Origin of the sequence: Motilibacter aurantiacus (assembly GCF_011250645.1) — a bacterium.
In the GTDB taxonomy this organism is placed as follows: Bacteria; Actinomycetota; Actinomycetes; order Motilibacterales; family Motilibacteraceae; genus Motilibacter_A; species Motilibacter_A aurantiacus.
In genome coordinates, this window is sequence record NZ_JAANNO010000007.1 from 168983 (window position 1) to 194707 (window position 25725).

Below are 25725 nucleotides of genomic sequence, written 5' to 3' on the forward strand. Positions count from 1 at the left end.
GCGTCCGTGGCACGGTGCCGCGTTCAACCCGCAGCGCGGCTCAGCCGCACCCCCCGCCGGCCCGCAGCACGAGCAGCGGGTCCACGCCGACGCGTACCTCCTGGCCGCACTGCCGGAGCGCGGCGTCCCACGCCGGGCGCTCCTCCGCCGCGATCTGCGTACGTACCACCCACACCCGCCCGTCGGGGCCCGCGCTGCCCACAGCCCGCCGGACGGCCTGCCTGACCGCCTCCGGGCCGCGGCCGCGCACCACCTGGACGTCGGGGGCGCCGGCGAACGACGGGAGGAAGCGGGTAGCGACCGAGTCCGTCCGCTCGACCGGCACCGGGCCCGTGCCCGAGTAGTACGCGTACGCCCACGTCGCCGACAGTGCCACGAGGACGACGTCCCCCGGCCGCTTGTCCGCGGCGACCCGCTCGGCCTGCGAGCGCACGTCCTGGGCGAAGATCGTGTGCCCCCTGACGTACGGGTGGGCGACGTGGGCCGCGGAGCCGGCCGCCGCGACCGCGAGCCCCGTCGCGGCCAGCCGAATGGCCGCTGCCGGAGCGGCAGGGGCCGGAGCGGCGAGTGCCCCGAGCGCCACCGCCACCGCCACCGCGGCCAGGACCGAGACGCCGACGAGCAGCCACGTGCTCGTGCGGACGTCGAGGAACGGGTAGACGTGCAGCACCGCGGCGGCGGCGGACCCGAGGGCCGCGACCGGGACGAGGAGCGCGGACGCCACCTTGCCCGAGCGCCAGAGCGCCCACGCGCCGCCCGCCGCGAGCAGCAGGGCGGGCAGCGCGTGAGGGACGAGCGTGTACGCCGCTGCCGCCTCCCACCGCGACCAGGCCTCGGGCAGCGCGTCGACCGGGGAGCGCGGCAGGTAGTGGTCGACCCAGAACTCGCGCAGCGAGTCGGTGGAGTTGCGCAGGACCGTCAGCAGCAGCACGACGCCGAGTACCGCGCCGGCCGCCAGGGCCAGGAGCGACGCCTCGCGGACACGGGCCCGGTCGTGCGCGACCAGGGCGGCGCCCACGACCGCGACCAGGGCCGCCGGCCCGCTGAGCGCGGCGGCCGTCGACACCAGCGGCGCGAGCCCGACGAGCACGCCCAGGGCCACGAGCCGGCGGCGCGTCCAGGCGGCGTCAAGTCGGGCGACCGCCAGCCACAGCAGCAGGAGGACGGCGGCGTCGGCGGTGTACTGCTTGAGGTCGTCGCGGACCAGCATCGCGGGGGCGATCAGCACGGGGAGCGCCCCGGCCAGCGCGGCGACGAGCCGCCCGCGGCCGAGGGCGCGCAGCAGCAGGTAGCCCAGCGCCACGGCCAGCCCGGCGAACGCGAGCGGCACGAGGCGCTGCCGCTCCGGGCCGCCGAACGGCACCAGCCGGAGCAGGACGGTCCAGCCGAGCGGCGAGGACGCCGTCACGAGCGGCAGGTCGCGCAACGGGACGCGTGTCGAGACCGCGACCCAGCTCTCGTCGAGCCAGTACGGCTGGCGCAGCAGGTAGCCCACGTCGTGCACGAGGAGCACCAGCAGGCCGAGCGCGCCGGCGACGGGCAGGTCGACCGCCCGGGAGGCCCGGGCGCCCGTGGGAGGAGGGGTCAGGCGACCCGTCCCGGCGTGCCCGCGTCGGTCACCAGGGGCCTGCCGGCCTGCGCCCAGGCGTCGAGGCCGCCGGCGAGGTTGACCACGTCGTACCCCTGGCCCTGTAGCCACGCCGCGACCTGGGCGGACCGGTAGCCGCTGCGGCAGACGACCACGAGAGTGCCCGCCTCATCGTCGATCTCGTCGACGCGGGCGACGACCTCCCCGATGGGCAGGTGCTGCGAGCCCGCCACGTGCCCGGCCGCCCACTCCCCGGGCTCGCGGACGTCCAGGATGCGGGCGTCGTCCGGCACGGAGGCGGCGTCGATGTCGGGGGCCATAGGCCCATCGTGCCTCAACGCCACGGTGCCCCGCCGTCTCCGGGGAGACGGCGGGGCACGCGGCGTGCGGGAAGGGCGTCAGACGCGGTCCGACGCGGCCTCGAAGGCGTCCTCGGGGTCGTAGGGGTAGTAGACCGCCCCGGCCTTGTGGCCCCACGGGACGGCGAAGAACGGCTGGGCGTCCTTGCCGGGGGTGTCGAGGTAGACGGTCGCGTGCTCCACCGGGCGCCACGGCACGGCGAAGAACGCCTGGGGGACGGCGAGGCTCACTTGAAGGCCTCCTCGGCGATCAGCGGGTCGGCCGAGAGCTCCGGCGGGACGTCCGCGCCGGTCTCGCCCGACGCCTGCACGGACAGGCGACGCAGCGACATCGTGCTGACGACCGGGGCCGGGTCCGGCGGAGCCATGTGGTTCCACTCGGGGTAGTTGGCCTGGTAGTCGATCGCCGCCTGGACGATCTGCGCCTCGGTGAAGCGCGGGCCCCAGAACGCGGCGTTGATCGGGAGCGGCTCGCTGGTGGAGTCCATGCCGATCGGGAAGCTGACCATCGGCCAGGTCAGGGCGTTCGGCAGCTGGTAGTAGCGGCGGTAGTTGCGCAGCTGCGTCCCGCCGGTACGCGGGCCGGCCTTGGCGCCGAGCGGCAGGACGAGCATGAAGTCCACGCCGTAGTCGTCGAGCGCCTTCTGGAAGTTGGCCTGCAGCTGCTTGCGGCGGCGCTCGCCCTCCATCCGCACCGACTCGGGCACCTCGCCGGCGCGGCGGGTCGCGACGTCGTAGTCGCCGAAGTTGCTGCGCAGCGTGTTCGCCTGCGGGGTGGGGACGGTCGCCGCGAACTGCTTGACCGCCTCCCAGTAGCCGATCTCGAAGCGGTTGGGGCTGAGCACCGCGCTCGCCGGCGAGATCGCCGCGCCGTCGGAGGTCCGGAAGAGGACGGTGCTCGCGCCCGCGCTGAAGTACGGGTCGTTCTCGATCTTCGTGACGTCGAGGCCGGGGAAGTCGATGACCTCGGCGCCCAGCTTGACCAGCTCGGCCTTGAAGCGGTTGAACGCGGCGAGGTAGTCCGCGTCGTAGGAGTTGGCCGGGGGCGTGCCGATGGCCGAGCCGCTCATCCAGTCCGTCTGCGGTACGCCGATGCGCACGCCGGTCAGCGGCTTCTTGCCGTTGCGCGCCTCGATCGGCATCTGCGGCGCGGGGATCGGTGCCGAGAGCGAGATCGGGTCGTTGACCTGGTCCGGGCCCTGGATGACCGACTGGATCAGCGCGGCGTCGCGGACGGAGCGCGCGATCGGGCCGACCACGTCGTAGCCGGGGGACAGCGGCATGACACCGGAAACCGGGTTCAGGCCGAGCGAGGGCTTGATGCCGCTCGCGCCGTTGATCGCGGCCGGCATCATGATCGAGCCGCCGGTCTCCTCGCCGATCGTGGCCGCCGCGAGACGGGCGATCGGCGCGACGCCCGAGCCCTGCGAGGACCCACCGGGGATGTACTTCTTGTTCCACGCGTTGCCGGAGAACGTGCCGCTGATCGAGCCGGAGAACGCCGACGCCACCGTGTGTCCGATGAGGACCGCGCCCTGCGCGCGGAGGCGGGCGACGATCGTGGCGTCCTGGGACGCGACGTTGCCGTCGTACGCGTGCGTGCCGTTCTTGGACTCCCGGCCCTTGATCGCGACGGAGTCCTTGATGCCGAACGGGATGCCGCAGAGCGGGGGGACGTTCAGCGAGTAGTTCTCCCGCTTGAGCCACGCGTCGGCCGCGGCGGCCTGGGCCAGCGCCTCCTCGCGGTCGATGCGCGCGAAGGCGTTGTAGCCGCCGTTGTCGCCGTAGACCTCGAAGGGGCCGTTGAACGTGTCGATCCGGTCGAGGTAGGCCTGGGTGATCTGGACGGCGGTCAGCTCCCGGCTGCGCAGGAGCACGATCATCTCGACGATTTCGTAGTCGACGATCCGGGCGCGCGTCGGGATGTGCTGGCGCTTGGGCAGGTCCTTGGTGATCGGGTACGGGGCGGCGGCGTGCGCGGCCGGCGCGACGGCGACGCCGCCGACGACGGACGCCGCAGCGCCCCCGGCGGCGAGGGCCGCACCGCGGCCGAGGAACGAACGGCGGCTGAAGCCGCGCTGCGCGGGGAGCTCGGCGTCGAGGTCGGTCGACGCGGGAGCGGGGAGATCGGTCATCGGGCGAGCAGCTCCGGGTTCGAACGAGGGTGCGACAGGCACGTGGCGGGGACGGTGACGGGCCCGTGCGCCGGGCCGGGTCGGGACGGCGCTGCAGAACGTTCGCAGGTCGAACCGCCCGTCGCGCTTGCCGGAACCGGCTATTTACGCGACGCCCGATGGATTTACGGTCGCGAAACACGCTCCGACGGTTTGGGCCGAATGGGCGTGACGAGGGTCACCGGCCCCGGGTGCCGGCCGCCTCGCTGCTGGGCACCCCGCACCGGAACCGCGCTCGCCGGGCGGACGTCTCACCACCATGCGCACAGCTGCGATAGCCGCCGCGGCCCTGCTGGCCCTCGCCGGTTGCGGGGGCGAGGACGACGCGGGTACGCCGACCAGCGCCGTGCCGACCGCCTCCGCGGGCGTCGGCACCCCCGAGCCGGGGACGCCGGCGACCGACCCGGCGGGCGCCCCCACCCGGCTGCAGGTCACCGTCGACCTCGCCGCGAACATGGCCTACGACTGGACGCTGACCTGCGACCCGCCGGGCGGCGACCACCCGCGGGCGGCCGACGCCTGCGCCGCGCTGGCGGCGTACGGGCTCGAGCAGCTGCCCCTGCCGGACCAGGTGTGCACCGAGCAGTTCGGCGGGCCGGAGACGGCCAGGGTGCAGGGGACCCTCGACGGGAAGCCGGTCGACGTGTCGCTCGACCGCACCGACGGCTGCCGCATCGCCCAGTGGGGCCGGTTGCGCCCGCTGCTGCAGCCGACGACCTGAGCCGTCCACGACCCCGCTGCTGCCGCGGGTGACAGGGGACGGGACGGGCGGCAGGATGGCCGGGTGCCCGAGGAGGAGCAGGCCGCGGGGGTGCGGCTGACCAACCTGGACCAGCCGTTGCTCGAGGGCTCGGACGTCACCAAGCGCGACCTGGTCGACTACCTCGAGGCGATGGCCGACCGGCTGCTGCCCGTGCTCCGCGGGCGCGCGCTGAGCGTCGTCCGCGTGCTGCGCGGCCAGGCGCCCTTCATGCAGAAGAACCTCCCGACGTACGCCCCGGCGTCCGTTCCCACGCTCGAGGTGCCCACGCAGGACGGCCGACGGACGGTCCACTACCCGGTCTGCGACTCCCGCGAGACGCTGCTGTGGCTCGCGAACCAGCGGGCGGTCGAGTACCACCCCACGCTCTTCCGCGGCCTGGCGTTCGACGAGCCCACGCACCTGGTCGTGGACGTCGACCCCCCGGACGTCCCGGACGCCTTCGACCGCGCCGTCGCCGGTGCCCTGCTCGTCCGCCGGGCCCTCGACGACGCGGGCCTGGCCGCCGTGACGAAGACCAGCGGCGCCAAGGGCGTGCACGTCGTGGTGCCGCTCGCGCCCGGGCAGGCAGCCTCCGACGCCGCGGCCGCCACGCGGGCCCTCGCCGCCCGGGCCGAGCGGCTGGACCCGGAGCTGGCCACCACGGCGTTCGTCGTGGAGGAGCGCGGCGGCAAGGTGTTCCTCGACGCGACGCGCGCGGGGGGCGCGACGCTGGCGGCGGCCTACACCCCGCGGGCCCGTCCCGGGGCACCGGTGTCGTTCCCGATCGCCTGGGAGAGCCTCGAGGGCGCCTCTCCGGCGGCGTACACCATCCGGACCGTGCCCGGGCTGCTCGCCGGGGCCGACCCCTGGGCGGAGCTGATGCCGCCGCCCCAGGTGCTCCCGCAGGACCTGCTGGCCGAGGGGCACACGATCCCGGTGGCACGGGTCGCCGCCATGCACGCCGGCAAGCGCCGGGCGCGGGCACGCCGCGCCGCCGAGTCCGCGGCCGAGGACTGACGTCCTGCCCGCCCCTGGACGGGCACCCGCCCCACGGTGGAGACGCGGCCCGGGCTGACCAGGCTCTGCCCGGACGTCACCCGTCCGGCCGGTTTGGACCGCTCGCGCCGGCTCAGCTCGGCCGGTCCCGGGCCGATCGGGGACTCGACCGTCGGTGCTGCCGGCGGACGGCAGGCGAGGGTAGCTGCGGGAGCCACGGGTAGTTGACCCACGCAGACCTGTCGTCGAAGGAGGCATGCCGCCCTCGGGCCGTGTAGGTCGAGGCGGAGACACCTGGAGTGCGCGTGAAGAAGACCCCGCCGCCGGCACCGGCAGCATCTGCTGCCCCGTCCGAGACCCGGGTGCTCGCCCGCAGCTGCCTCTTCGCCGGGGTGCTCGGCCTGATGACCGCCGCCGTCCCCTTCTCGCCCACCGCCCCGCGCGGGCTCTCCTTCCTGCTCGGCGTCGCCGGGCTGGCCCTCGGCACGGTGCTCCTGCGGCTGCGTGCCGTCCCGCGTGCCGCGCTGCACGTCCTCGTCGCGTTCGCCACGCTCGTGCTCAGCGCGGGGATCTCGGCCTGCACGACCTCGGCCGGGGCCGCCGTCACGTCCTACTGCTTCCTCTGGCCGGCCATGTACGCCGCCTGGTTCTTCTCCCGCCGGGCCGCCTTCGCCCACCTGCTGCTCATGGGCGCGGGCTTCGCGGCCGGGCTCGCCGCGGCGGGGCTCCCGTCGGCCGCGCAGACCTGGGCCTTCGCCAGCGCGAGCATCGGCGCGGTCGCCGTCACGATCAACTCGCTGGCGTCCCGGCTGCGCGTGCTCGCGGACCGCGACCCGCTCACCGGCCTGCTGACCCGGTCCGCGTTCGCGGAGGCGGCCGACCGCGCTCTGCGCCTGGGTGAGCGGACCGGCCGCCCGGTGAGCCTGGCGCTGCTCGACCTCGACGCCTTCAAGGCGGTCAACGACCGGGACGGGCACCAGGCCGGCGACCACCTGCTGCGGACCCTGACGCGGGCCTGGCAGGGGGCGCTCCGGCGCAGCGATGTCCTCGGCCGGTACGGCGGCGACGAGTTCGTGCTGCTCATGCCCGACACCGACCGGGTCGCTGCCGCCGGGGTCCTGCACCGGCTGCGGCAGGCCACCCCCGACGGCAGCTGGACCTCCGGCACCGCGCAGTGGCAGGAGGGCGAGAGCTTCGACTCCTGGCTCAGCCGGACCGACGCCGACCTGTACGTGCACAAGCGGGCACGGCAGAGCGCCTGAGCGCTCGCCCCGGCCGGCCCGGTCTCAGGCGTACGCCGCCGCGAGCCGGTCGAACCCCTCGGCCAGCGACACCTGCGGCTCCCACGCCAGCAGCTCGCGCGTCCGCCGCTGGTCGAACCAGTGGGCGGTGGCGAGCTGCTCGGCGAGGAAACGCGTCATCGGCGGGTCGTCCTGCCGCCGCAGCGCGCTCCACACCCGCTCGACCAGTGCCCCCCCGGCCGCGGCCACCGGGAAGGGCACGTGCAGCCGGGGCGGCGCGACCCCGGCTGCGCGGCAGATCCGCTCGAAGAGCTCGGCCACGGTGCGCGGCTCGCCGTTGCTCACGACGAGCGGACGGCCGTGCGCGACGTCGGCCCGGTCCAGCGCGGCGACCATCGCGGCAGCAGCGTTGTCGACGTAGGTCGTGTCGATCAGCGCTGCGCCCGACCCGACCAGGGCCAGCCGCCCGGAGCGTGCCCGATCCACGATTCGCGCAACGAGCTGCGTGTCCCCCGGGCCCCAGACGAGATGCGGGCGGATCGCGACGACGGCGAGGGACGGCGAGTCGGCGGCGAGGGCGAGCTGCTCCGCGGCTGCCTTGGTCCGCGAGTAGTGGCCGTGAGCGGCTTCCGGGTCGGCCGGTGTGGCCCCGACGCCGATCAGCGAACGGCCGGCGTGCGCGACGGACGGGGAGGAGACGAAGACGAGCCGCGGCACCCCCGCCTCACGCGCCATGTCGAGGAGCACCTGCGTACCGACGATGTTCGCTTCCACGAACTGCTGTTCGGTACCCACGATGCCGACGCGGGCGGCGAGGTGGACCACCCCGTCGACGCCCGCGAGAGCGCCGCGGGCCGTCGCCCGGTCGGTGATGTCGCCGCGCACGTCCTGCGCCCCCTCGACGCCGGACGGCCGGCGCTGCAGCGTGCGCACCTCGTCACCTCGGGCGACGAGCGCGGCTGCGACGGCGCCGCCCAGCATCCCGCTCGCGCCGGTGACGAGCGCCCTCACGGGGCGCCGACCCGCTCACCCGCGAGCACCCGCGACGCCCAGGCCGCGACGCGCGACCGGTCGATCTTGGAGTTGTGCCGGATGTCGGTCGGCAGCTCGCGCACGGCCAGCACCGCCGCGACCTCCACCCCGGCCACCGCGCGCACCTCGTCGGCGAGCGCGAGCGGGGCGAGCCCGCCGCGGCGTACGGGTGGCAGCGGCTCGACCACGACGACCGGCTGCTGCGTGCCGGCCGGGCCGACCCCCACGAGCGCCGCGCGCGCCACCGCAGGCAGGGACTCGACCCGCTGCTCGACACCGACCGGCGGCAACGGCCTGTCGGCGGTCAGGACGAGGTGGGCCAGCCGGCCCTCGACCCAGAGCCGGCCCTCGCCGTCCAGGTGCCCGACGTCCCCGGTCCGGTGCCAGCCGGCGTCGCGCCGGCTGGCCCGCTCGGTCCGCCAGAGAGCGTCGTAGCGGTCCTTGACGTGCGCACCGCGCACCGCGATCTCCCCGAGCACGTACGGCTCGGCGGTCAACGTGCCCGTGGCGCCGCCCGCCGGGTCGAGCGGGCTGACCGCGACCTCGACCTGCGCGAGCGGGCGCCCGACGCAGACGCCCGCCCCCGGCCCGGCCTCCTCGACCTCGGCCAGCGTCACGTCGGTGACCGGCAACGCCTCGGTCATGCCGTACGGCGTGTGCGCCTGCGCGCGCGGCATCAGGGCCAGCACCCGGCGCAGCAGCGCGGCCGGGACCGGAGCACCCGCGGAGAGCAGCGTCTCGACCCCGCCGAGCGCGGCCACCTGCGCCGGGGTCAGTCGGTCGGCGGTCGCCACGACGGACACCAGGGCCGCCGGCGACGCGAAGACCGTCGTGGCGTCCACGGCGGCGACGGCGTCGGCCAGGGCGGCCGCCGTCAACGTGCCGGGCGCGGTCACGTCCATGTCCGGCACGGCCGACACCGCGCCGAGGGCCGGCCCGAACAGCGCGAACGGCGCGAAGGCGGCGACCAGCCGGGTGCCCCCGGTGACGAGGTACGCCGACGACAGCGCGTCGCGGACCGCCTCCAGCTGGGCGACGGTGTAGACCGCGCCCTTGGCCGGCCCGGTCGAGCCGGAGGTGAAGAGCACGGCCGCGTCGGCCTCGGACGGGGGTGGCTCCGGCAGCGCGCTCCCGGACCCGCGCCGGGCCAGCCCGGCCAGGGTCGTGCGCGCCCCCAGCAGGCGCACCGTCGCCGCGTCGACGGGCCCGGCCGCGATGCGCGTGCCCGGCCAGCCCAGCGCCCGGGCGGCGGCCAGGGCGCGCGGGATGCCGATGACGTACGCCGGGGCGGCCCCGCGGACGGCGCGGGTCAAGCCGCGCAGGCCGAGGCCGGCGTCCGCCACGACGACCGGGGCGCCGAGGCGCAGGCAGGCGTAGAGGGCGGCGGTGAGGTCGGCGCCGGGCGGCACGAGCAGCGCGACGCGGTCGCCGCGGCGTACGCCGAGGTCGGCCAGGCCCGCGGCCAGCTCGTCGATGCGCCGGGCGAGCAGTGACCAGGAGACGGTGCGCCCGGAGGCGCCGAGCTCGACGACGGCGGGCGAGGGGTCGCCCGCGCGCTCCTGCAGGGCCGACCACAGCGGGACGCGCGCGGCGGCCGGGGCGGGGGGCGGGGGGGCGGCCGGGTCGGTCAGCGCGTCGAGCCACTCGAAGACCGTGCCGGCCACGTCGGCGTCCTCGGCCAGCAGGTGGCCGGCGCCCTCGAAGCGGTGCACGTCCGCGTGCGGGAGCCGGTCGCGCAGGTCGTGCAGGTAGCGCTCGCGGAACACCGGGTCGCGCGGCCCCCACAGGATCAGCGCCGGCACGTCGGTGAGGGTGCGCGCGCCTTCGGCCACCGCCGACAGCGCGGGGGTGCTCGGGTGGTCGGGCGCGAGCGGGATGTCGTCGACGAACCCGCCCACCGCGGCCCGCCGGCCCCGGGAGGCGTACGGCTCGAGGTACGCCCGGCGCACGTCCGCCGCCAGCGGGGGGGAGGCGAGCGCGAGCGTGGTCGCGACGAACGCGGGTGTGTGCACGGTGGACAGCGGCAGTACCGAGCGCGCGAGCGCGAGCGCCGGAGGCACCGGGGCACCCTCGGGCTGCGCGACGGCGGTGTTCGTGAGCACGACGCCGCAGAGCTGCTCCCGGTGGGCCAGCGCCCAGCCCAGCGAGATCACGCCGCCCCAGTCGTGGCCGACGGAGACGACGGGGCCGGTCAGGCCGAGCGCGTCGGTGAGCGCGCCGAGGTCGTCGATGCGGCGCTGCAGGCGGCGTACGGTGCCCGTCCGCTCGGACCAGCCCATGTCGAGCTGGTCCACGGCCACGACCCGCCACGAGGGCTCGCCCCGGGCGTCGCGCTCGGCGGCCGCGGCCAGCAGCGAGCGCCACAGGTAGGACCAGGTCGGGTTGCCGTGCACGCACAGCAGCGTCCCGACCGGCTCGCTCGTGAGCGTCCCACCGTTGTCGAGCACGTGCCAGGTGCGCGGGGTGCCGTCCTCGTCCGGGGTCTCGACCAGCCGCGACCAGCGCGCGTCGAGCCCGGGAAGGCCCGGAGGGGGCAGCTGGGCGGCTGCCCTCACCAGGCGATCTCGACGCAGGAGACGTTGAGCCCGGAGCCCACCCCCATGCAGAGCACGCGGTCGCCCGCGGTCAGGTGCTGCTGGTGCTGCGCGAGCGTGATCGGCAGCGCGGCGGGGCCGATGTTGCCCAGGCGCGGGAACGTCACGGGGAACTTCGCGGCGTCCAGCCCGAGCCGGTCGATGATCGTGGCGGTGTGGACCTTGGACACCTGGTGCATCACGTAGGCGTCCATGTGCGACCAGTCCCACTCGTCGGCCGCCTCGGCCCAGGCTCGCTCGGCGAGCGCCACGCCGGCCTCGAGCAGCGCGCCGTGGTCGGTGCGCATCTGCTCCAGGTCGCCCACGCAGAGCTCGTGGTGCTCGGTCCCGGCGCGCGAGATGCCGCCGAGGACCCGGTGCGCCCCGGGGTGGTCGGATGCGCGGCCGAGCACCGCTGCGGCCGAGCCGGACCCGAGCGTCAGGGTCGCGAACTCGCGCAGCCAGTCGGCCTTCGTGGTCTCCGGCCGCAGCAGGCGGGCGATGGTCGCCTCGTGCGTACGCCGGGCGCCCTCGCCGTCGACGATGAGGGCGTAGTCGATCTGCCCTGCATCGATCATCGTCCCGGCCAGCTGCATGCCGTTGACGAAGCCCAGGCAGGCGTTGGACAGGTCGAAGTTGAGCGCGGAGCGGGGCAGCCCCAGCGTGTGGTGCACGGCGGAGGCCGTGCTGGGCTCGAGGTGGTCACGGGAGACCGAGGTGTTGATCAGCAGCCCGACCGCGGACGCGTCGATGCCCGCCTCCGAGAGCGCCTTGGCACCGGCCATCGCGGCCGCGTCGGCGAACGACACCTCCTCGGGCCACCAGCGCCGCTCGACGATGCCGGCGAGCTTCTCGAACATCCCGGCCCGCAGGCCCAGGCGCTTCATCGTGGGCTCGAGCCACTCGTCGATCTGGGCCGACGTGACGACCACCGGGGCCTCGAGGCCCGACACGGACAGCAGGGCCGTGTCGGTGTGGCGGTAGGAAGCGTTTCCGTTCAAGGGGGTCCTCAGGTTCGGGTCGAGCGGCGTGGGTGCGCCCAACCGCACCTGTCCATTGTCCATTGACGCGTCAGCCCCTCCGGGGGGCCGAGTGCCCGCCACGGCGGCTGCGTCCGCTGCCGGGCGCTCCGGCCGGCCGCTCAACGCGGGCGGGGCACGACGGCCCCGTCGGCGGGGAGGCCCGCCGTGCCGTCGGGGACGCCCGTGCCGTCCACACCGGCGCCGTCCGGGACACCGGTGCCGCCGGCCGTGCCGGCAGCGGGGGTGGCGCCCGGGTCCAGCGTGGCCGCCGGGTCGGGCACGACCGGCAGCGAGGCGTCCGGCGCGGGCACGCCGGGCTGCCCGGTCTGCCCCGTCTGGCCGGCAGCCGGCGCCGTGCCCTTCACGAGCGGGATCTGCACCGTCTGCTGGGCCACCATGACGGCGTTGACGACGGCCTGCCCGGACACGACCTCCACGCCTGGCGCCGCGACGGCCTGCCACCCGGCCGGCGGGAGGACGACCGTCCGGGAGCGCACCGGGTTGAGCCCGTTGTCGGGGTCGAGCGTGAGCGTGAGACGCATCCCGCCGTCCGTGATCTCGGCGGCCTTCGGGATGCGGAACTCCAGCACCTGTGTTGCATACCCCTCGGGCGCCACTTCGACCACCTGCGACCAGTACGGCCGTCCGGCCTGGTCGACGCCGGTCTGGGCGTCGCCGACGGCCCCGGCCGGCCGCCCCGGCGGGGTGAGCACCTCCGCGCCCTCGGGCAGCAGGTGGGTGAGCCCGACCCAGGACCAGGCGGTGCGGTAGCCCCTCTTCCGGTTGAGGGACTCGGGCAGCACCGCGCGCGCGGTGTTGCGCAGCGTGATCGTCCGGGTGACCGTGGCCGACCCGTCCTCCTGCAGCCGGACGACCTCGTCGATCGTGCGCTGGGCGAAGACGTCGACCTTGGACTCGTTGCCGTTCTGGGCGAAGACCGCGATGTGGTCCCCGCTCGAGGGGTCCGCCACCGCGCCGCCGAAGCCGTTGTCGGCAGCCATCTGCTGGGCGGTCGGGTCACGGAACCACACCTGCAGGTGGCGGCTGGGAGCGGCGGCCGCCAGGGCCTTGACCTTGTCGAGCAGGCCCTCGCCCTGCGAGAGCCGGTCGACGACCGCGGTCATCAGCGCGAGGTTGAGCCCGGCCCGCGCGACGTCGTCCTGCTCGTAGTAGGCGTCCGCGAGCAGCCGCTGCACGATGTTGACGTCGTTGACCTCGCCGTACGCCGCGCTGGTCACCGGCCCCGTCGAGCGCAGCAGCTCACGGACGGCCGCGATGTCGAGCGCGATGACACCGTCGACCTTCTGCCCCGTGCCGCCCTCCCAGGCGCGGGCCATGTTCTCGCCCGCGACCCGGAAGTCGGGGTTGACGTTCGAGTTGACGAAGGGGATGCCCTGGGCCTCACCCTTGAGCTTCGGGGTGATCGGGTCGTCGGCAACGGGCTCCCACGGCAGCGGCGGGTTGACCCACGGCGTGCTCGGGTCGTTCGGCCCCTTGGGCAGCGCGTTGGGCCAGCGGATGCTGCCCGTGGCGTTCTTCTGGGGGATCGACAGCGCGCCCTCGTCGAGCCGCATCGTGGCGACGGTGAGCGGCGCACCGCCCGAGGCCCGCATCTCCGCCGGGTTGAGGATCGCGAGCAGGTAGTCCTTCGCACCACCTTCGCCGACCATGGCCGGAAGCTGCTGCAGGAGCGGCAGCGCGGCAGCCATCTGCGTACGCAGCTCGCGCACCTGCTCCAGAGCGGTCTCCTTGGCCTCCAGCACGCGCTCGGTCTTGGGGGCGGTCCCCTTGACGGCCAGCAGCTCGCGCTCCGCGCTCGCCGTCAGCCGGCTGATCTCCTCGGCGCGGGTGGCGGTGTCACGGATGACCGGGATGGAGAACTTGCCGTCGGCGTAGACCTTCGGCCCCGTCCCCCCGGACACCACGCCGATGACGTCCACGCCCGTCCTGCCGGCCGTCACCATCTGGCCGGCCGCCGCGAGCAGGTGGTCGAGGTCGTCGACGGCCGTCGAGGCGACGGGCAGGTGCCCCGCGATGCGGACCTGCGGCTTGTCGGCCGCGTCCTCGGCGACCGCCAGGTGCGCTGCGGCGGCGTCCAGGTGTGCCACGGCGCCGGCCCGGTCACCGCCGGTGAGCTGGGTACGGAACGCCTCGAGCTCGTCCTGGGCGCCGTTGGCGGAGTTCTGGATGTCGCGGGCCGACTGCAGCAGGCCGAGCGCCATCCAGGCCCCGGCCGCGCCGAGGGCACCCGCGACGACGAGGACGCCCACCGCCCAGAGCACCGGCTTGCGCCACCGCGGCCACTTGCTCCAGCGGCGCCAGACCAGCGCGCGCTTCCACCGCGCCTCGCGCCCGTCCTCGACGACCTCGACCCGGTCCAGCGGGTGCTGCCACACCACCGTCTCGGCGTCCGAGTCCTGGATCAGCGCGGGCGGCGGCTCGGGCGTCGCGGCACGGGGGTCGTGGCGGAGCGTCACAGGCGAGTCCCGGGGTCGACGGCAGGGAGGCGAGTCCGAGAGGACGAGTCTACGTGCGTACGACGAGTCGGAGCCGTTGCGCGCTCCCCGGGGTTCAGTGCAGGCGCGGCCCTGCTCCGTCGGCCTCCTCGGGAGCGGGGCGCGTCGCCGAGGCGGTGGTCACGCGACCGCGTCCACCCGGTGCCCCCATGCGGTGCGCCGGACGTCATGATCGCCACGCCCCCGCGGCCGGCAGCGATCGCCCGCGGAGCGTCTCAGCGCAGCAGCTTCGACAGCCTGCGGTCGGCCAGCTTCTGGCCGCCGGTCTGGCAGGTCGGGCAGTACTGCAGCGACCGGTCCGCGAAGGACACCTCCGCGACCGTGTCCCCGCACACCGGGCACGCCTCGCCCGTCCGCCCGTGCACCCGCAGGCCGGTCTTCTTCTCCGCCTTCAGCTCGCCGGCCGCGAGCCCGACCGACCGGCCCACGGCGTCCTCGAGCACCTCGCGGATCACCGCGTGCAGGCGCAGCACCTCCTCCGAGGTGAGGTTCGACGCCGGCTTGAACGGCGAGAGCCGCGCCGCGTGCAGGACCTCGTCGGAGTACGCGTTGCCGATCCCGGCGACGACGGACTGGTCGCGCAGCACGCCCTTGACCTGCGCCTTGCCCGCCGCCTGAAGGATCCCGGCGAGGGCGTCCACGGTGAACTCGGCGGCGAGCGGCTCCGGCCCCAGCCGCGCGATACCGGGCACCTGCTCGACGTCGGGCACGACGTAGACCGCGAGCCGCTTCTGGGTACCGGCCTCGGTGAGGTCGAAGCCCGACCCGTCGTCGAGGTGCACCCGCAGGGCCAGTGGGCCCTTCCCCGGACGGGGCGGCACCGCCGGCAGCGACTCCTTCCAGCGCAGCCAGCCGGCCCGGGCCAGGTGGATCACGAGGTGCAGCCCGGAGACGTCGAGGTCGAGGAACTTGCCGCGCCGGGTGGCGGCGGTGATCTCGAGGCCGCCGAGCGAGGTGACCGGCGGGTCGTACGTCTTCAGCACGTTGATCGCCGCGACGTCGACGCGCGCGACGACGCGGCCCACGGCCCGCTCGGTCAGGAAACGGGCGAGGGCCTCCACCTCGGGCAGCTCAGGCACGCCGATCATCTTGCGCCAGCGCGGGCGGGATCGGAAGGACTCCGCTCCAGGCGTACAGGAGCGGCCCGCGGCTGCCGAGACACCCCGGGTGAGCGACCCCGCCCTGCACCTGGCCCGCCGCGCGGCATGGGGACCGACCCCCGAGCTCGTCGCGGAGATCCGCTCGCTGGGGACGAGCGCCTGGCTCGAGCGCCAGCTGCGCCCGGCCGCGATCCCGGACCCCGCGATGGACGCGCTGCTGTCCCGCTGGCCCCAGCTGCGCTGGGACATCCGCACCGCGCACCGCTCGGACAAGGGCTGGGACACGATGATGGCCCTCAGCTCCGCGGCGGTCGCCCGCGCCTGCTGGTCGCGCCGGCAGCTGCTCGAGGTGCTCGTCGACGTCTGGTCCAACCAGCTCAACGTCACGAACCCCTCCGGCGAGGTCTGGGGCACCCGCCACCGCTACGACCGCGACGTGATCCGCAAGCACGCGCTCGGCCGCTTCGACGACATGCTCGTCGGGGCGATCATGCACCCGGCGATGCTGCGCTTCCTCGACGGCGCGTCCAGCAACCGCTGGCAGCCGAACGAGAACCTCGGCCGCGAGCTGCTCGAGCTGCACACGGTCGGCCGGGCCAGCGGCTACACCGAGCGCGACGTCCGCGACTCCGCCCGGATCCTCACCGGGCTGTCGGTCGACTGGGACCGCGGGCCGTTCGTCTACAAGCCGCAGGACCACTGGACCGGCCCGGTCCGCGTGCTCGGCTTCCGGCACGCCAACGCGACCCCCGCCGGGGGGAGGAAGGTCGCCGAGGCGTACCTGCGCTATCTCGCGCACCACCCGGCGACGGCGCTCAACGTCGCCCGCCGGCTCGCCGTCCGCTTCGTCTCCGACACCCCGTCGGCGAAGCTGGTCCGCACGCTCGCCGCGACGTACCGCCGCAACGGCACCGCGATCGTGCCCGTGCTGCGCGCGCTGTTCGGCTCCGCGGAGTTCTGGGCGAGCGAGGGCCGGAAGGCCCGCACGCCGTACGAGTCGCTCGTCGCGGCCGTCCGCGCCCTCGGCATCGCGCCGCCCCCGTCGGGCACGCAGGGCGTGCTCGGCCTGGTGTGGGAGGCCCAGAGCCTCGGCCAGCCGCCGCTCGCCTGGCCCCGGCCGGACGGCTACCCGGACGTCGCGTCCGCATGGACCGGGGCGGCCGGAACGGTGCAGCGCTGGACGACGCACCTGGGCCTCGCCGGTCAGTGGAACCGGGAGCTCGGCCACCCGGACCAGAAGAGCTGGCTGCCTTCGCCGCTGCCGATGACGTACGCCGCTCTCATCGACGCCGTCGCGGCCCGACTGTTCGTGCCGGCGCTCACCGACCGGCAGCGCGCGGCGATCTGCACGTTCTTCGAGCGACGGCCGGGCGACCCGGTCAAGCAGGGGGACCCCGTCCTGCACTGGCGGCTGCCGCACCTGATTGCCCTGATCCTCGACGCACCCCAGGCGGTTCTGCGATGAGCTCTTCGCTGAAGTCTGCCGCGCCTGACTGTGGCTGCGCCGAGCAGCGCGGGCTGTCGCGGCGTACGTTCCTGCGCGCCTCCCTGGCCACCCTCGCGGGGATCGCCGGGGGCGGGCTGCTCGACCTCGGCGGCGCCCAGGTCGCGCTGGCCGAGGCCGGCTACACCGGCGACGTGCTCGTCGTCGTCAGCCTGCGCGGCGGCTTCGACGGGCTCTCGGCCGTCGTGCCGGCGGGCGACCCCGGGTACGCCGCGGCGCGGCCGGGCATCGCCGTCCCCACGTCGAAGCTCATCGCCGCGGGCGGCATGTTCGGCCTGCACCCCGCGCTGAAGCCGCTGGAGCCGCTGTGGCGCGCCGGCACGTTCGGCGCCGTGCACGCGGTGGGGCAGAAGGACCCGACGCGCAGCCACTTCGCCGCGATGGAGGAGCTGGAGCGGGCCGCGCCCGGCTCGAGCCTGCGTACCGGCTGGATCGACCGGATGGTCGGCGCGAGCGGCGCGACGTCGACCTTCGCCGCGACCTCCCTGGGCTCGACCACGACGACGACCGCCTTCGCGGGCCCGCAGCCCGAGCTGAGCCTGCGCAACCTCCCCGGCTTCAGCCTGGCCGGCGCCGGCAACGAGACCGCCCGGTGGAAGGCCGCCCTGGCCGAGCTGCACACCAGCGGCCCCGAAGCCGTCGTCGCGGCGGCCCGGCGGTCGCTGTCGGCGCTCGACACCGCCGCCGCGCTGCCCGGGGCGTCGCCGCTGCCGGAAGGAGTCTCCTACCCGGAGGGCTCCTTCGGGGAGGCGCTGCGGGACGTGGCACGGCTGATCCGCGGAGGCGTGGGCGCGCGCGTCGCGGCCGTCGACCTCGGCGGCTGGGACATGCACGAGGGGGTCGGCGGTGTCGACGGCGGGTGGATGGCGCGGCAGCTGGACCAGCTGGCCCGCGGCCTCGCGGCGTTCGCGGCCGACCTCGGCGAAGCGTTCTCCCGGACGACCGTGGTGACGCTGTCGGAGTTCGGCCGCCGGGTGCAGGAGAACGGGTCCGGCGGGCTCGACCACGGCAACGGCAACGCGGTCCTGCTCCTCGGCGGCGGCGTCGCCGGCGGGCGCGTCCACGGGCGCTGGCCCGGGCTCTCGGCGGGATCGCTGGTCGAGGGCGACCTCGCCGGGACGACGGACTACCGCACGCTGCTCGCCGAGATCCTCGAGGCGCGGTGCGGGGTGCCGGCCCGGACGGTCTTCCCCGGGCTGGCGCCCGCGCGGCTGGGAGTGGTGCGGGCGCGGTAGGCATCCGGGTGCCACACGGTCACAGCCCGGGGACCCGGAGCGGGGAGCGCCGGCACGCCCCTACGTGTCGCACGCCGACAACCCGGGCAGAGCAGCGGGCATGAGCACGCCGGACGAACGCCCGCCCGCCGACCCGTTGAGCGAGAGCCTGCTGGACCTCGGCCCGCAGCCCAGCGCCGAGCACGACCCGGAGGTCGCCGAGGACTACGCCGAGTCGGTCGGGGTCGACCCCACCCCGGACGAGGTCGAGCACTACAAGGAGCTGGTCGGCGACCCGACCGCCGAGCCCGCCTGAGCGGCCGGGAGCACGGCTGAGAGGATCGTCCCGTGGCGCGGACGGTCGAGCTTCTCCTCGACGAGGAGCTCGATGCGGAGGTACGCCGTGTCTGGGCGGTCCTCGAGGCCGCGGGGCTGCCGAGCCAGTCGCTGCACCCCCACGAGTCCAACCGGCCGCACCTGACGCTGGGCGTCGCGAACGAGCTCGTCGCCGGCGGCGAGGCCGAGCTGGGACGGGCGCTGCGGCGCCTCCCGCTGCGGCTGCGGCTCGACGGGCTCGTGGTCTTCGGCGGCCGGCGGCGAACCCTCGCCTGGCTGGTCACGCCCTCACCCGGCCTCGTGGACCTGCACGCCGGGGTCGCGCAGGCCCTCGCGGCGTACGCCCCGGCCCCCAGCCCGCAGCACCTGCCCGGCCGCTGGACGCCCCACGTCACCCTCGCGGCCCGGCTCGAGCCGCAGGAGCGGGCCGCCGCGCTGGACGCGCTCGACGGGCTGCGCGCGGTGGAGGGGTCGGCGACGGGGGCGCGGTCGTACGACACCTCGACCCGCTCCGTCACACCGCTCGTTTGAACGAATCACCCGAACGCCACGTGTAAGCGGTGACGGAACGGCTATCTAGACTGGACGTTCCGTTACCGGATGTTCGTGGCGCGGAGGCAGTTCGTGAGCATCGCCCAGTGGGGCACAGTGGCCCCGCCCATCGACTACGCCGGGATCTTCCACGTCACCACGACGCCCAGTCTCGTCCTGGACAGGGACTTCACGATCCTGGACGCGAACCCGGCGTACCTGCGGATGACGAACCGCCGCAGCGAGGAGCTGGTGGGCAGGTACTTCTTCGACGCCTTCCCCTCGAACCCGGCGGCGCGGGACGAGGAGGGCGCCCGCAACCTGCGCCGCTCGCTGGAGCAGGCTCGCGACACCGGCCGCCCGCACACGCTCGAGCTGCAGAAGTTCGACATCCCCTCGACGGTGCCCGGGCGCTTCGTCGAGCGGTTCTGGAGCCCGACGAACCTGCCGGTCCTCGACGCCCGCGGCGAGACGACGCTGATCCTGCACCGCGTCCTCGACGTCACCGACTTCGTGCTCAACCAGCGCGGCGACAGCGAGGGCACCGGGCTGTCCGGGCCGTCCGGGTCGCCCGCCGACGCCACGAGCGACCTGGTCGCCCGCGCCTGGGAGCTGCAGCAGCTCAACGCGGCCCTGCGCGACGCCCGGGACCAGCTCTCGGCCCGCGCCCACTTCGACCCGCTCACCGGCCTGCTGGTGCGCAGCGTCTTCCTCGAGTCGGTCGGCGACGCGCTGGGGCGGATCCCGTCGCGGTCCGACCACCCGGTCGCCGTCCTCTTCGTCGACCTCGACCGGCTCAAGTCGGTCAACGACACGTACGGCCACGGCGCCGGCGACCAGCTCATCCGGTGCGCGGCCGAGCGGCTGAAGGCGAGCGTCCGCCCGAACGACGCGGTCGGCCGGCTCGGTGGCGACGAGTTCGTCGTCCTGCTCGGGGAGCTGAAGAACAAGGACGAGGCGACCGTCGTCGCCGAGCGCATCCTGGAGAACCTGGCCGCCCCGGCGCAGCTGGCCCCCGGGCTCACCGTGCAGCCGTCCGCGAGCATCGGCGTCGCGGTGACCGACGACCCGGAGATGTCCGCGGACACGCTGCTCTCGCACGCGGACACCGCGATGTACCGCGCCAAGCAGTCCGGCCGCAACCGGTGGGAGCTGTTCGACGAGGCGGCGTACACCGCCATCACGGCCCGCCAGCAGCTGGAGGCCGAGCTGTCGGTCGCCCTGGCCGCCGACCAGCTCGAGCTGCACTACCAGCCGATCATCGACCTGCGCACCGACGCCGTGCACGCGGTCGAGGCGCTGCTGCGGTGGCAGCACCCCACGCGCGGCCTGCTGCCGGCCGGGGAGTTCATCGACGTCGCCGAGGACAGCCGGGTGCTGCTCGAGATCGGCCGACGGGTCATCAGCCTGGCCTGCCTGCAGCTGGCCGCCTGGGACCAGGAGCTCGGCGAGCTGGCCCCGAAGCGGATGTTCCTCAACGTGTCGGTCGCCGAGCTCGCCCACCCGGGGCTGGACGAGCACGTCCGGGCAGCGCTGGCCGCGGCGGGCATCGCCCCCGAGCGGCTCGTGCTCGAGATCACGGAGACCGGCGTGCTCGAGGACACCCACGTCGTCGGGTCGGCCGTCGAGGGCCTGCTCTCGCTCGGCTGCGAGCTGGCGATCGACGACTTCGGCACCGGCTACTCCTCCCTGAGCCGCCTGGTCCAGCTGCCGGCCCGGATCCTGAAGATCGACCGCTCGTTCGTGCGCGGCCTCGCCGCCGACCACGAGTCGGTGGCCGTGGTGTCCGCGGTGCTGCTGCTCGCCCACAACCTGCGCAAGTCGGTGGTGGCCGAGGGCGTCGAGGACCCGCAGGCGCTCGACGCGCTGCGCGAGCTCGGCTGCGCGTACGCCCAGGGCTTCCACCTCGCGCTGCCGAAGCCCGCGGCGGAGCTCACCCCGATCTTCGCGGCCGTGGTGCCGCACGCGGCGCCGGAGGAGGAGTACGTCGTCTGAGCCGCCGCCAGGACGGGCGGCCAGGGCGGACGGCCAGGACGGGCGGCTAGGACGGGTCGACCGGCATCGTCATGAGCGTCTGCCCGGCGGGCGTGACGATGTCGAACGTGGACAGCTGCGCGCGCGGGATGCCGGTGTTGCCCTCGATGACGGCGACCCCGTCGGACTCGACGTTCCAGCTCGCGGCGACCTCGCGCTTGCCGTCCTTGGCCACGGCGACCAGCCGGCAGTCCAGCCGGCCGGAGATGCCGGACAGCCGCAGCGTGACCTGGGTACCGGCGGCCGAGTCGGCCATGGTGACCTGCGCGTTCAGGTGGCTGTTGCCCGCCGCGGCCTGCGTCGGCCCCGCCCGCTCCCCGGGGGCGGTCTCGCGGCCGACGACCCAGCCGGCGCCGGCGGCGACGAGCACCACCGCGGCGGCGACCGCGGCCAGCCGCCGGTAGCGGTGCGTACGCCGCTCCCGGCCGGCGGCGGACAGCAGCCGGTCCAGCTGGTCCAGGCGCGGCACGGGGGGACCGGCGACGACCTCGGCCGGGTCGAGCAGGTCCAGCAGCGCGGGCAGCCCGCGGAACTCCTCGAGCGCGGTCCGGCAGCCCGGGCAGTCGCGCAGGTGGGCCTCGACCTCGGCGGCCTCCTCCGCAGGCAGGGCGCGCAGCGCGTACGCCGCGAGCGCGCCCTCCACCGGGCAGCGCGGCGCGGGGCCGGGTGGGAGGGGTGGCAGGGTCACGGGGTCACCCCCCGCTCCTCCAGCGCGAGGCGGAGGGCGCGCAGGGCGTAGTGCGCCCGCGACTTCACGGTGCCGGGGGGCACGCCGAGCACCGCCGCCGCCTCGGCCACCGACCGTCCGCAGTAGTAGGTCTCGACGAGGACCTCGCGGTGCGCGGGCGAGAGCGCGGCCAGCGCGTCGGCCACGACCCAGGAGTCCAGCGCGCGCTCGATGTCGTCGGTCGCCGGGAGCGCCGCGAGCACCGCGTCGTCACCGGCCTCCCGGGGCCGGGCGAGCCGGGCCCGGTGCGCGTCCACGGCCAGGTGGCGGGCGACGGTGAACAGCCAGCCGCGCAGCCCTCCGCCCTCGCCCTTCGCCCGGACGTCGAGGTCGTCGCCGTGGCGCCAGGCGCGCAGCAGCGTCTCCTGCACGATGTCCTCGGCGCGGCCGCGGTCGCCGGTGAGCCGGGTGGCGTATGCCAGGAGCGCGGGGCCGTGCTCCTCCCACAGCGCGCGCAGGAGCGGCTCGCCCGCCGTGCGCTGCGCCACCCGACCCGCCTCCTCCTCCGACCTCGACGCCCAGCTCCCGCAGGCTCAGCCCGCGACGACCTGGTCGCCCTCGACGCGCACCGAGACCGGGCTCAGCCCCGACTCCGCCGGCCCCTGCAGCACCGCGCCGTCGGTGACGTTGAACGCCGACCCGTGGCGCGGGCAGTAGAGCTGGTTGCCCCCCACGACCTCGACGGTAGCTCCCTGGTGCGGGCAGACGGCCGAGAACGCGACGACCTGGCCCGCGGCCGGCTGGGCGACGAGGACCGTGCTGCCGTCGGCGGCCGTGGCCGCCACGGCGCCGCCGACCGGGACGTCGGCGAGGGCGACGAGGCCCTGGGCCGTGCCCCCGCCGGTCGAGGCGGAGGCGGACCCGGAGGCGGACGCCGACGGGGCGGTGCCGGCGCCCGTCGAGGGCGAGCTGCCCCCGGACGTCGTCCCGGTCCCGGCGCCGGTGGCGGGCGTGTCGCTGTCGCCTCCGCCACAGCCGGCGACCAGTCCCACGCAGACGCCGCAGGCCCCGGCGAGCAGGGCGCGGCGCCCGAGAACGGGGCCGGTCGGGAGGTTCGAGGGGGAGATCGGCACGGAGGCCTCCGGTTCGTCGTGGGTCGGGCGCGGAAGGGCGGGTCGGTCCTGCAGGTGAGGTCGCGCGGAGGTCAGCCTGTGGTGCCCACCCCGTCCCACACGGCCTCGGCCCCGCTGTGCCCGGCCTGGTACACCGCCACCGTCGAGCCCACCGACACCACGACCGCGAGGACGGCGACGAGGGCGCGCAGGGCGACCGGCACGACCGCCCGGCGGAGCAGCGCCCAGGCACCGACCGCGACCACGAACAGCCCGATCACCCAGGGGAGCAGCCGGTTCGCGATGTCCTCGTGGCGCTCGACGGCGGGCAGTGGCTGGGCGAGGCCGCCCTGCAGGGCGTCGGCCAGCCACTCGCCGGCGTTGGCCGTGACCGGCACCGCGACCAGCGCGACCAGCGCGACCAGCGGGGGCAGGACGCCGAGACGGCGGCGGGCCGCCGGCCAGACCGCGGCGAGGGTCACGAGCAGGGCGGCGAGCGGCACCGAGGCGACAACCAGGTGGACCAGCAACGGATGTGCCGGCAACCCGCTCAACTGGGTCGGTCCCACGTCCGCCTCCCGGCTGCACGAGGGCCGGCCGGTCCGGCCCCTCGCCATCCCAACGGGCGCGGGCGGCGGGTGGTTCGATGACGTTGCTAAGAGTTTGACGACCGATCGGTCGTTCTTCTAGGTTGCAGCGCGTGACCGCGCAGCAGCTGGACGCCCGCCGCGCCCGGGGCGCGCGCACCCGGGTGACCGTGCTCGACCGCGCCGTCGAGCTCGCGGCGAGCGACGGGCTGGAGGGGCTGACCCTGTCCCGGCTGGCCGCCGCCCTGCACGTCAGCAAGTCCGGGCTGTTCGCGCACTGGGCGTCCAAGGAGCAGCTGCAACTGGCCGCCATCGAGCACGCCCGGTCGCAGTGGGCCACCCGCGTCGTCGCCCCCGCCCTCGCCCGCCCGCGCGGCCTCCCCAGGTTGTGGGGGCTGCACGAGGAGCGGCTCGCGATGTACGCCGCCGACGCCGTGCCGGGCTGCTTCTTCGTCACGGTGGAGGCCGAGCTCGCCGGCCGTCCCGGGCCGCTGCGCAGCCGCGTCGCCGAGGTGCTCACCGAGTGGCTCGAGGTCGTCGAGGGGGCGGTCGCACGCAGCGTCGAGCTCGGGCACCTGCCGGCCGGCCTCGACCCGGCCCTGCTCGCCTACGAGGTCGAGGCCGCCGGGGTGGCCGCGGCGTACCAGAGCCGGCTGCTCGACCCCGACGTCGTCGCCGCCCGGTCCCGCCGCGTCGTCCTCGACCGGCTCCGGTCACTGGCGACCGACGCTTCTCTGCTCCCCGATTCCTGAGTCTCGTTGCACCCGAATGAAGGAGAGCCCATGCAGACCGGTGACACCACCGGCGCCGGCAGCAGTGCCCAGCCCGAGTCGGTGGGGCACGTCGGCTACGTCGAGGTCCACTTCGACGACCTCGACGCGCTGGGCATGCTGCACAACTCCCGCTACGTCGTGCTCGTCGAGCGGGCGCTCGGCGCCTACTGGACCGAGCGCGGCTACACGTTCCACGACGGCCGGCCGACCAAGCCGGACGTGTTCCAGGTGGTGCGCGAGCTGCGCATCACCTACTCGGTCCCGGTGACGCGCCCGAGCCGGTTGGCGGTGCACTTCTGGGTCGAGACCATGGGCCGCTCCAGCGCGACCTACCGCTTCCGCGTCATGTCCGAGGACCGCTCCGTCGTGCACGCCGACGGCAGCCGGGTGGTCGTGCGCGTCGACCCCGCGACGCGGCGGCCGACGCCGTGGACGGACGAGGCCCGGACCGACGTCCGGGAGATCAGCGCCCCGTCCGGATGACCGTCCCGAGAGGCATCGCCGTGCAGTGGGTGCCGCGAACGGCGGGCTTGACCGCGTGCCGAACCGGGGAGGGGGCGGGGGTGCTAGGAGCCGTGCGCGTACACCTCGCCCTCTCGCTCACCGCTGCCTGCCTGCTCGCCGCCTGCTCGGGCGGGGACTCGCCCGACGCCGGCGCAGCCGCGGCCAGGCCCTCCGCCGAGGTCTCGCCACCGGGGGCCGGGGCCGGCAGCAGCCCGGCGGTGGGTGCTCCCGCCGGAACGGAGGAGACGGCACCGGCGGTCGTACCGAAGCAGCGCAAGCTGCCGCGCGGCGGGACGACGGTCTTCCCCGAGCACCGGCTGGTCGGGTACGCCGGCAACCCGGGCTCCGCCGCGTTCGGCATCCTCGGCATCGGGGACCTCGGCGCCAAGGGGCGCGACATCGAGAAGCGCGGCGAGGCGTACGACTCCGACGGCCGGACGATCCTGCCGGTGTTCGAGCTGATCGCCACCGTCGTGCACCGTGGCGCCGGCGACGACGGCATGTACCGCAGCCGCATGGACGACGAGATCATCGAGCAGCACCTGAAGGCGGCGCGCAAGGCCAAGGGCCTGCTGCTGCTGGGGATCCAGCCGGGGCGCGCGGACTTCCTGCCGGAGGTCAAGGCGTACGAGCGCTGGCTCAAGGAGCCCGACGTCGGCGTCGCGCTCGACCCCGAGTGGGCGGTCGAGGAGGGCGACGTCCCGGGGGAGGCCTACGGCCGGACCACGGGCAGCGAGCTCGACGTGGTCGCCGGCTACCTGGCGGGCCTGGTGGCGGACAACGGCCTGCCGGAGAAGGTGATGGTCTACCACCAGGTCGCGCGGTCCGTCGTGGTGGACGAGTCCCGGCTGCACCGGCACGCGGGCGTCGCGCTGGTAAAGAGCATCGACGGCATCGGCGGGCCGGGGGCCAAGCGGGGCACGTGGTACCACGTGCTGCAGGACACCCCGGGCCACGTGCACACGGGGATGAAGCTGTTCCTCGAGGAGGACGTGGAGCGCGGCGGGCGGCTGATGAGCCCGGCTGAGGTGCTGGCGCTGAAGCCGCGCCCGTCCTACGTGCTGTTCGAGTGAGCGACGGTGCCCGCCCCGGTCCTCGGGGCGGGCACCGGCACCACGCG

At 75.4% G+C, this 25725-nt stretch carries 24 protein-coding genes; 11 read left to right on the forward strand and 13 right to left on the reverse strand.

Features of this window, described 5'->3' with window-relative positions; translation table 11 throughout:
- Positions 1–40: 40 nt before the first annotated feature.
- The 4 genes from G9H72_RS14065 to G9H72_RS14080 all read right to left on the reverse strand — a co-directional run bounded on the left by G9H72_RS14065 (position 41) and on the right by G9H72_RS14080 (position 4082).
- Positions 41–1504, reverse strand: coding sequence for a hypothetical protein (locus G9H72_RS14065; RefSeq protein WP_166172112.1), 1464 nt, complete (start codon positions 1502–1504; stop codon positions 41–43).
- 80 nt (positions 1505–1584) lie between these two features.
- Positions 1585–1908: a rhodanese-like domain-containing protein gene (locus tag G9H72_RS14070; RefSeq protein ID WP_166172114.1), complete on the reverse strand. Its 324-nt coding sequence runs from the start codon at positions 1906–1908 to the stop codon at positions 1585–1587.
- A 78-nt stretch (positions 1909–1986) separates the two neighbouring features.
- Positions 1987–2178 (reverse strand): hypothetical protein, encoded by a 192-nt coding sequence (locus G9H72_RS14075; protein WP_166172116.1) that lies wholly within the window; start codon positions 2176–2178, stop codon positions 1987–1989.
- The gene (locus tag G9H72_RS14080; protein WP_231126987.1) at positions 2175–4082 is read right to left on the reverse strand and encodes an amidase; all 1908 of its coding nucleotides are present in this window, start codon (positions 4080–4082) and stop codon (positions 2175–2177) included. Before G9H72_RS14080 ends, G9H72_RS14075 begins: the two co-directional genes overlap by 4 nt.
- A gap of 298 nt (positions 4083–4380) precedes the next feature.
- Here G9H72_RS14080 and G9H72_RS14085 point away from each other — a divergent pair, with 298 nt between their 5' ends.
- The 3 genes from G9H72_RS14085 (at position 4381) to G9H72_RS23045 (ending at position 7121) form a co-directional block, all read left to right on the forward strand.
- Complete coding sequence (locus G9H72_RS14085) at positions 4381–4842, forward strand: SSI family serine proteinase inhibitor (protein ID WP_166172118.1); 462 nt, start codon at positions 4381–4383, stop codon at positions 4840–4842.
- 63 nt (positions 4843–4905) lie between these two features.
- Complete coding sequence (locus tag G9H72_RS14090) at positions 4906–5880, forward strand: DNA polymerase domain-containing protein (RefSeq protein ID WP_166172120.1); 975 nt, start codon at positions 4906–4908, stop codon at positions 5878–5880.
- A 284-nt stretch (positions 5881–6164) separates the two neighbouring features.
- Complete coding sequence (locus G9H72_RS23045; protein WP_166172122.1) at positions 6165–7121, forward strand: GGDEF domain-containing protein; 957 nt, start codon at positions 6165–6167, stop codon at positions 7119–7121.
- Positions 7122–7145: 24 nt separating this feature from the next.
- On the opposite strand, the gene G9H72_RS14100 is transcribed toward G9H72_RS23045, so the two are convergent.
- From G9H72_RS14100 to G9H72_RS14120, 5 genes are all read right to left on the reverse strand, one after another.
- Positions 7146–8111, reverse strand: coding sequence for an NAD-dependent epimerase/dehydratase family protein (locus G9H72_RS14100; RefSeq protein WP_166172124.1), 966 nt, complete (start codon positions 8109–8111; stop codon positions 7146–7148).
- Positions 8108–10687: an alpha/beta fold hydrolase gene (locus G9H72_RS14105; RefSeq protein ID WP_331272305.1), complete on the reverse strand. Its 2580-nt coding sequence runs from the start codon at positions 10685–10687 to the stop codon at positions 8108–8110. The genes G9H72_RS14100 and G9H72_RS14105 overlap by 4 nt, the downstream gene beginning before the upstream one ends.
- Positions 10684–11706 (reverse strand): 3-oxoacyl-ACP synthase III, encoded by a 1023-nt coding sequence (locus G9H72_RS14110; protein ID WP_231126988.1) that lies wholly within the window; start codon positions 11704–11706, stop codon positions 10684–10686. The genes G9H72_RS14105 and G9H72_RS14110 overlap by 4 nt, the downstream gene beginning before the upstream one ends.
- A gap of 140 nt (positions 11707–11846) precedes the next feature.
- Complete coding sequence (locus G9H72_RS21725) at positions 11847–14204, reverse strand: DUF4012 domain-containing protein (protein ID WP_166172128.1); 2358 nt, start codon at positions 14202–14204, stop codon at positions 11847–11849.
- 254 nt (positions 14205–14458) lie between these two features.
- Positions 14459–15322 (reverse strand): Fpg/Nei family DNA glycosylase, encoded by an 864-nt coding sequence (locus G9H72_RS14120; protein ID WP_166172130.1) that lies wholly within the window; start codon positions 15320–15322, stop codon positions 14459–14461.
- Between the two features lie 88 nt (positions 15323–15410).
- Between G9H72_RS14120 and G9H72_RS14125 the strand changes: the two genes are divergently transcribed.
- From G9H72_RS14125 to G9H72_RS14145, 5 genes are all read left to right on the forward strand, one after another.
- On the forward strand, positions 15411–16808 hold the full coding sequence (locus G9H72_RS14125; RefSeq protein ID WP_166172132.1) for a DUF1800 domain-containing protein: 1398 nt from the start codon (positions 15411–15413) through the stop codon (positions 16806–16808).
- On the forward strand, positions 16805–18082 hold the full coding sequence (locus G9H72_RS14130) for a DUF1501 domain-containing protein (RefSeq protein ID WP_166172134.1): 1278 nt from the start codon (positions 16805–16807) through the stop codon (positions 18080–18082). Before G9H72_RS14125 ends, G9H72_RS14130 begins: the two co-directional genes overlap by 4 nt.
- A 100-nt stretch (positions 18083–18182) precedes the next feature.
- Entirely contained in the window at positions 18183–18377 is a 195-nt protein-coding gene (locus G9H72_RS14135; protein ID WP_166172136.1) for a hypothetical protein, read from the forward strand.
- A 32-nt stretch (positions 18378–18409) separates the two neighbouring features.
- Positions 18410–18928 (forward strand): 2'-5' RNA ligase family protein, encoded by a 519-nt coding sequence (locus G9H72_RS23050; protein ID WP_166172138.1) that lies wholly within the window; start codon positions 18410–18412, stop codon positions 18926–18928.
- A 93-nt stretch (positions 18929–19021) separates the two neighbouring features.
- A complete protein-coding gene (locus G9H72_RS14145) occupies positions 19022–20923 on the forward strand; it encodes a sensor domain-containing protein (protein WP_166172140.1) in 1902 nt (633 codons plus the stop codon).
- A gap of 46 nt (positions 20924–20969) precedes the next feature.
- Here G9H72_RS14145 and G9H72_RS14150 read toward each other — a convergent pair whose 3' ends face one another.
- The 4 genes from G9H72_RS14150 to G9H72_RS23060 all read right to left on the reverse strand — a co-directional run bounded on the left by G9H72_RS14150 (position 20970) and on the right by G9H72_RS23060 (position 23310).
- A complete protein-coding gene (locus G9H72_RS14150) occupies positions 20970–21650 on the reverse strand; it encodes a zf-HC2 domain-containing protein (RefSeq protein WP_166172142.1) in 681 nt (226 codons plus the stop codon).
- Positions 21647–22177 (reverse strand): sigma-70 family RNA polymerase sigma factor, encoded by a 531-nt coding sequence (locus G9H72_RS14155; RefSeq protein WP_166172144.1) that lies wholly within the window; start codon positions 22175–22177, stop codon positions 21647–21649. Before G9H72_RS14155 ends, G9H72_RS14150 begins: the two co-directional genes overlap by 4 nt.
- A gap of 45 nt (positions 22178–22222) precedes the next feature.
- Entirely contained in the window at positions 22223–22762 is a 540-nt protein-coding gene (locus G9H72_RS23055; protein WP_331272306.1) for a Rieske (2Fe-2S) protein, read from the reverse strand.
- Positions 22763–22833: 71 nt separating this feature from the next.
- The gene (locus G9H72_RS23060) at positions 22834–23310 is read right to left on the reverse strand and encodes a DUF2231 domain-containing protein (RefSeq protein ID WP_166172146.1); all 477 of its coding nucleotides are present in this window, start codon (positions 23308–23310) and stop codon (positions 22834–22836) included.
- A 131-nt stretch (positions 23311–23441) separates the two neighbouring features.
- Between G9H72_RS23060 and G9H72_RS14170 the strand changes: the two genes are divergently transcribed.
- The 3 genes from G9H72_RS14170 (at position 23442) to G9H72_RS14180 (ending at position 25678) form a co-directional block, all read left to right on the forward strand.
- Positions 23442–24080: a TetR/AcrR family transcriptional regulator gene (locus tag G9H72_RS14170; protein WP_331272307.1), complete on the forward strand. Its 639-nt coding sequence runs from the start codon at positions 23442–23444 to the stop codon at positions 24078–24080.
- 30 nt (positions 24081–24110) lie between these two features.
- The gene (locus G9H72_RS14175; RefSeq protein WP_166172148.1) at positions 24111–24584 is read left to right on the forward strand and encodes an acyl-CoA thioesterase; all 474 of its coding nucleotides are present in this window, start codon (positions 24111–24113) and stop codon (positions 24582–24584) included.
- A gap of 92 nt (positions 24585–24676) precedes the next feature.
- The gene (locus tag G9H72_RS14180) at positions 24677–25678 is read left to right on the forward strand and encodes a hypothetical protein (RefSeq protein WP_166172150.1); all 1002 of its coding nucleotides are present in this window, start codon (positions 24677–24679) and stop codon (positions 25676–25678) included.
- The last annotated feature ends 47 nt before the right edge of the window (positions 25679–25725 follow it).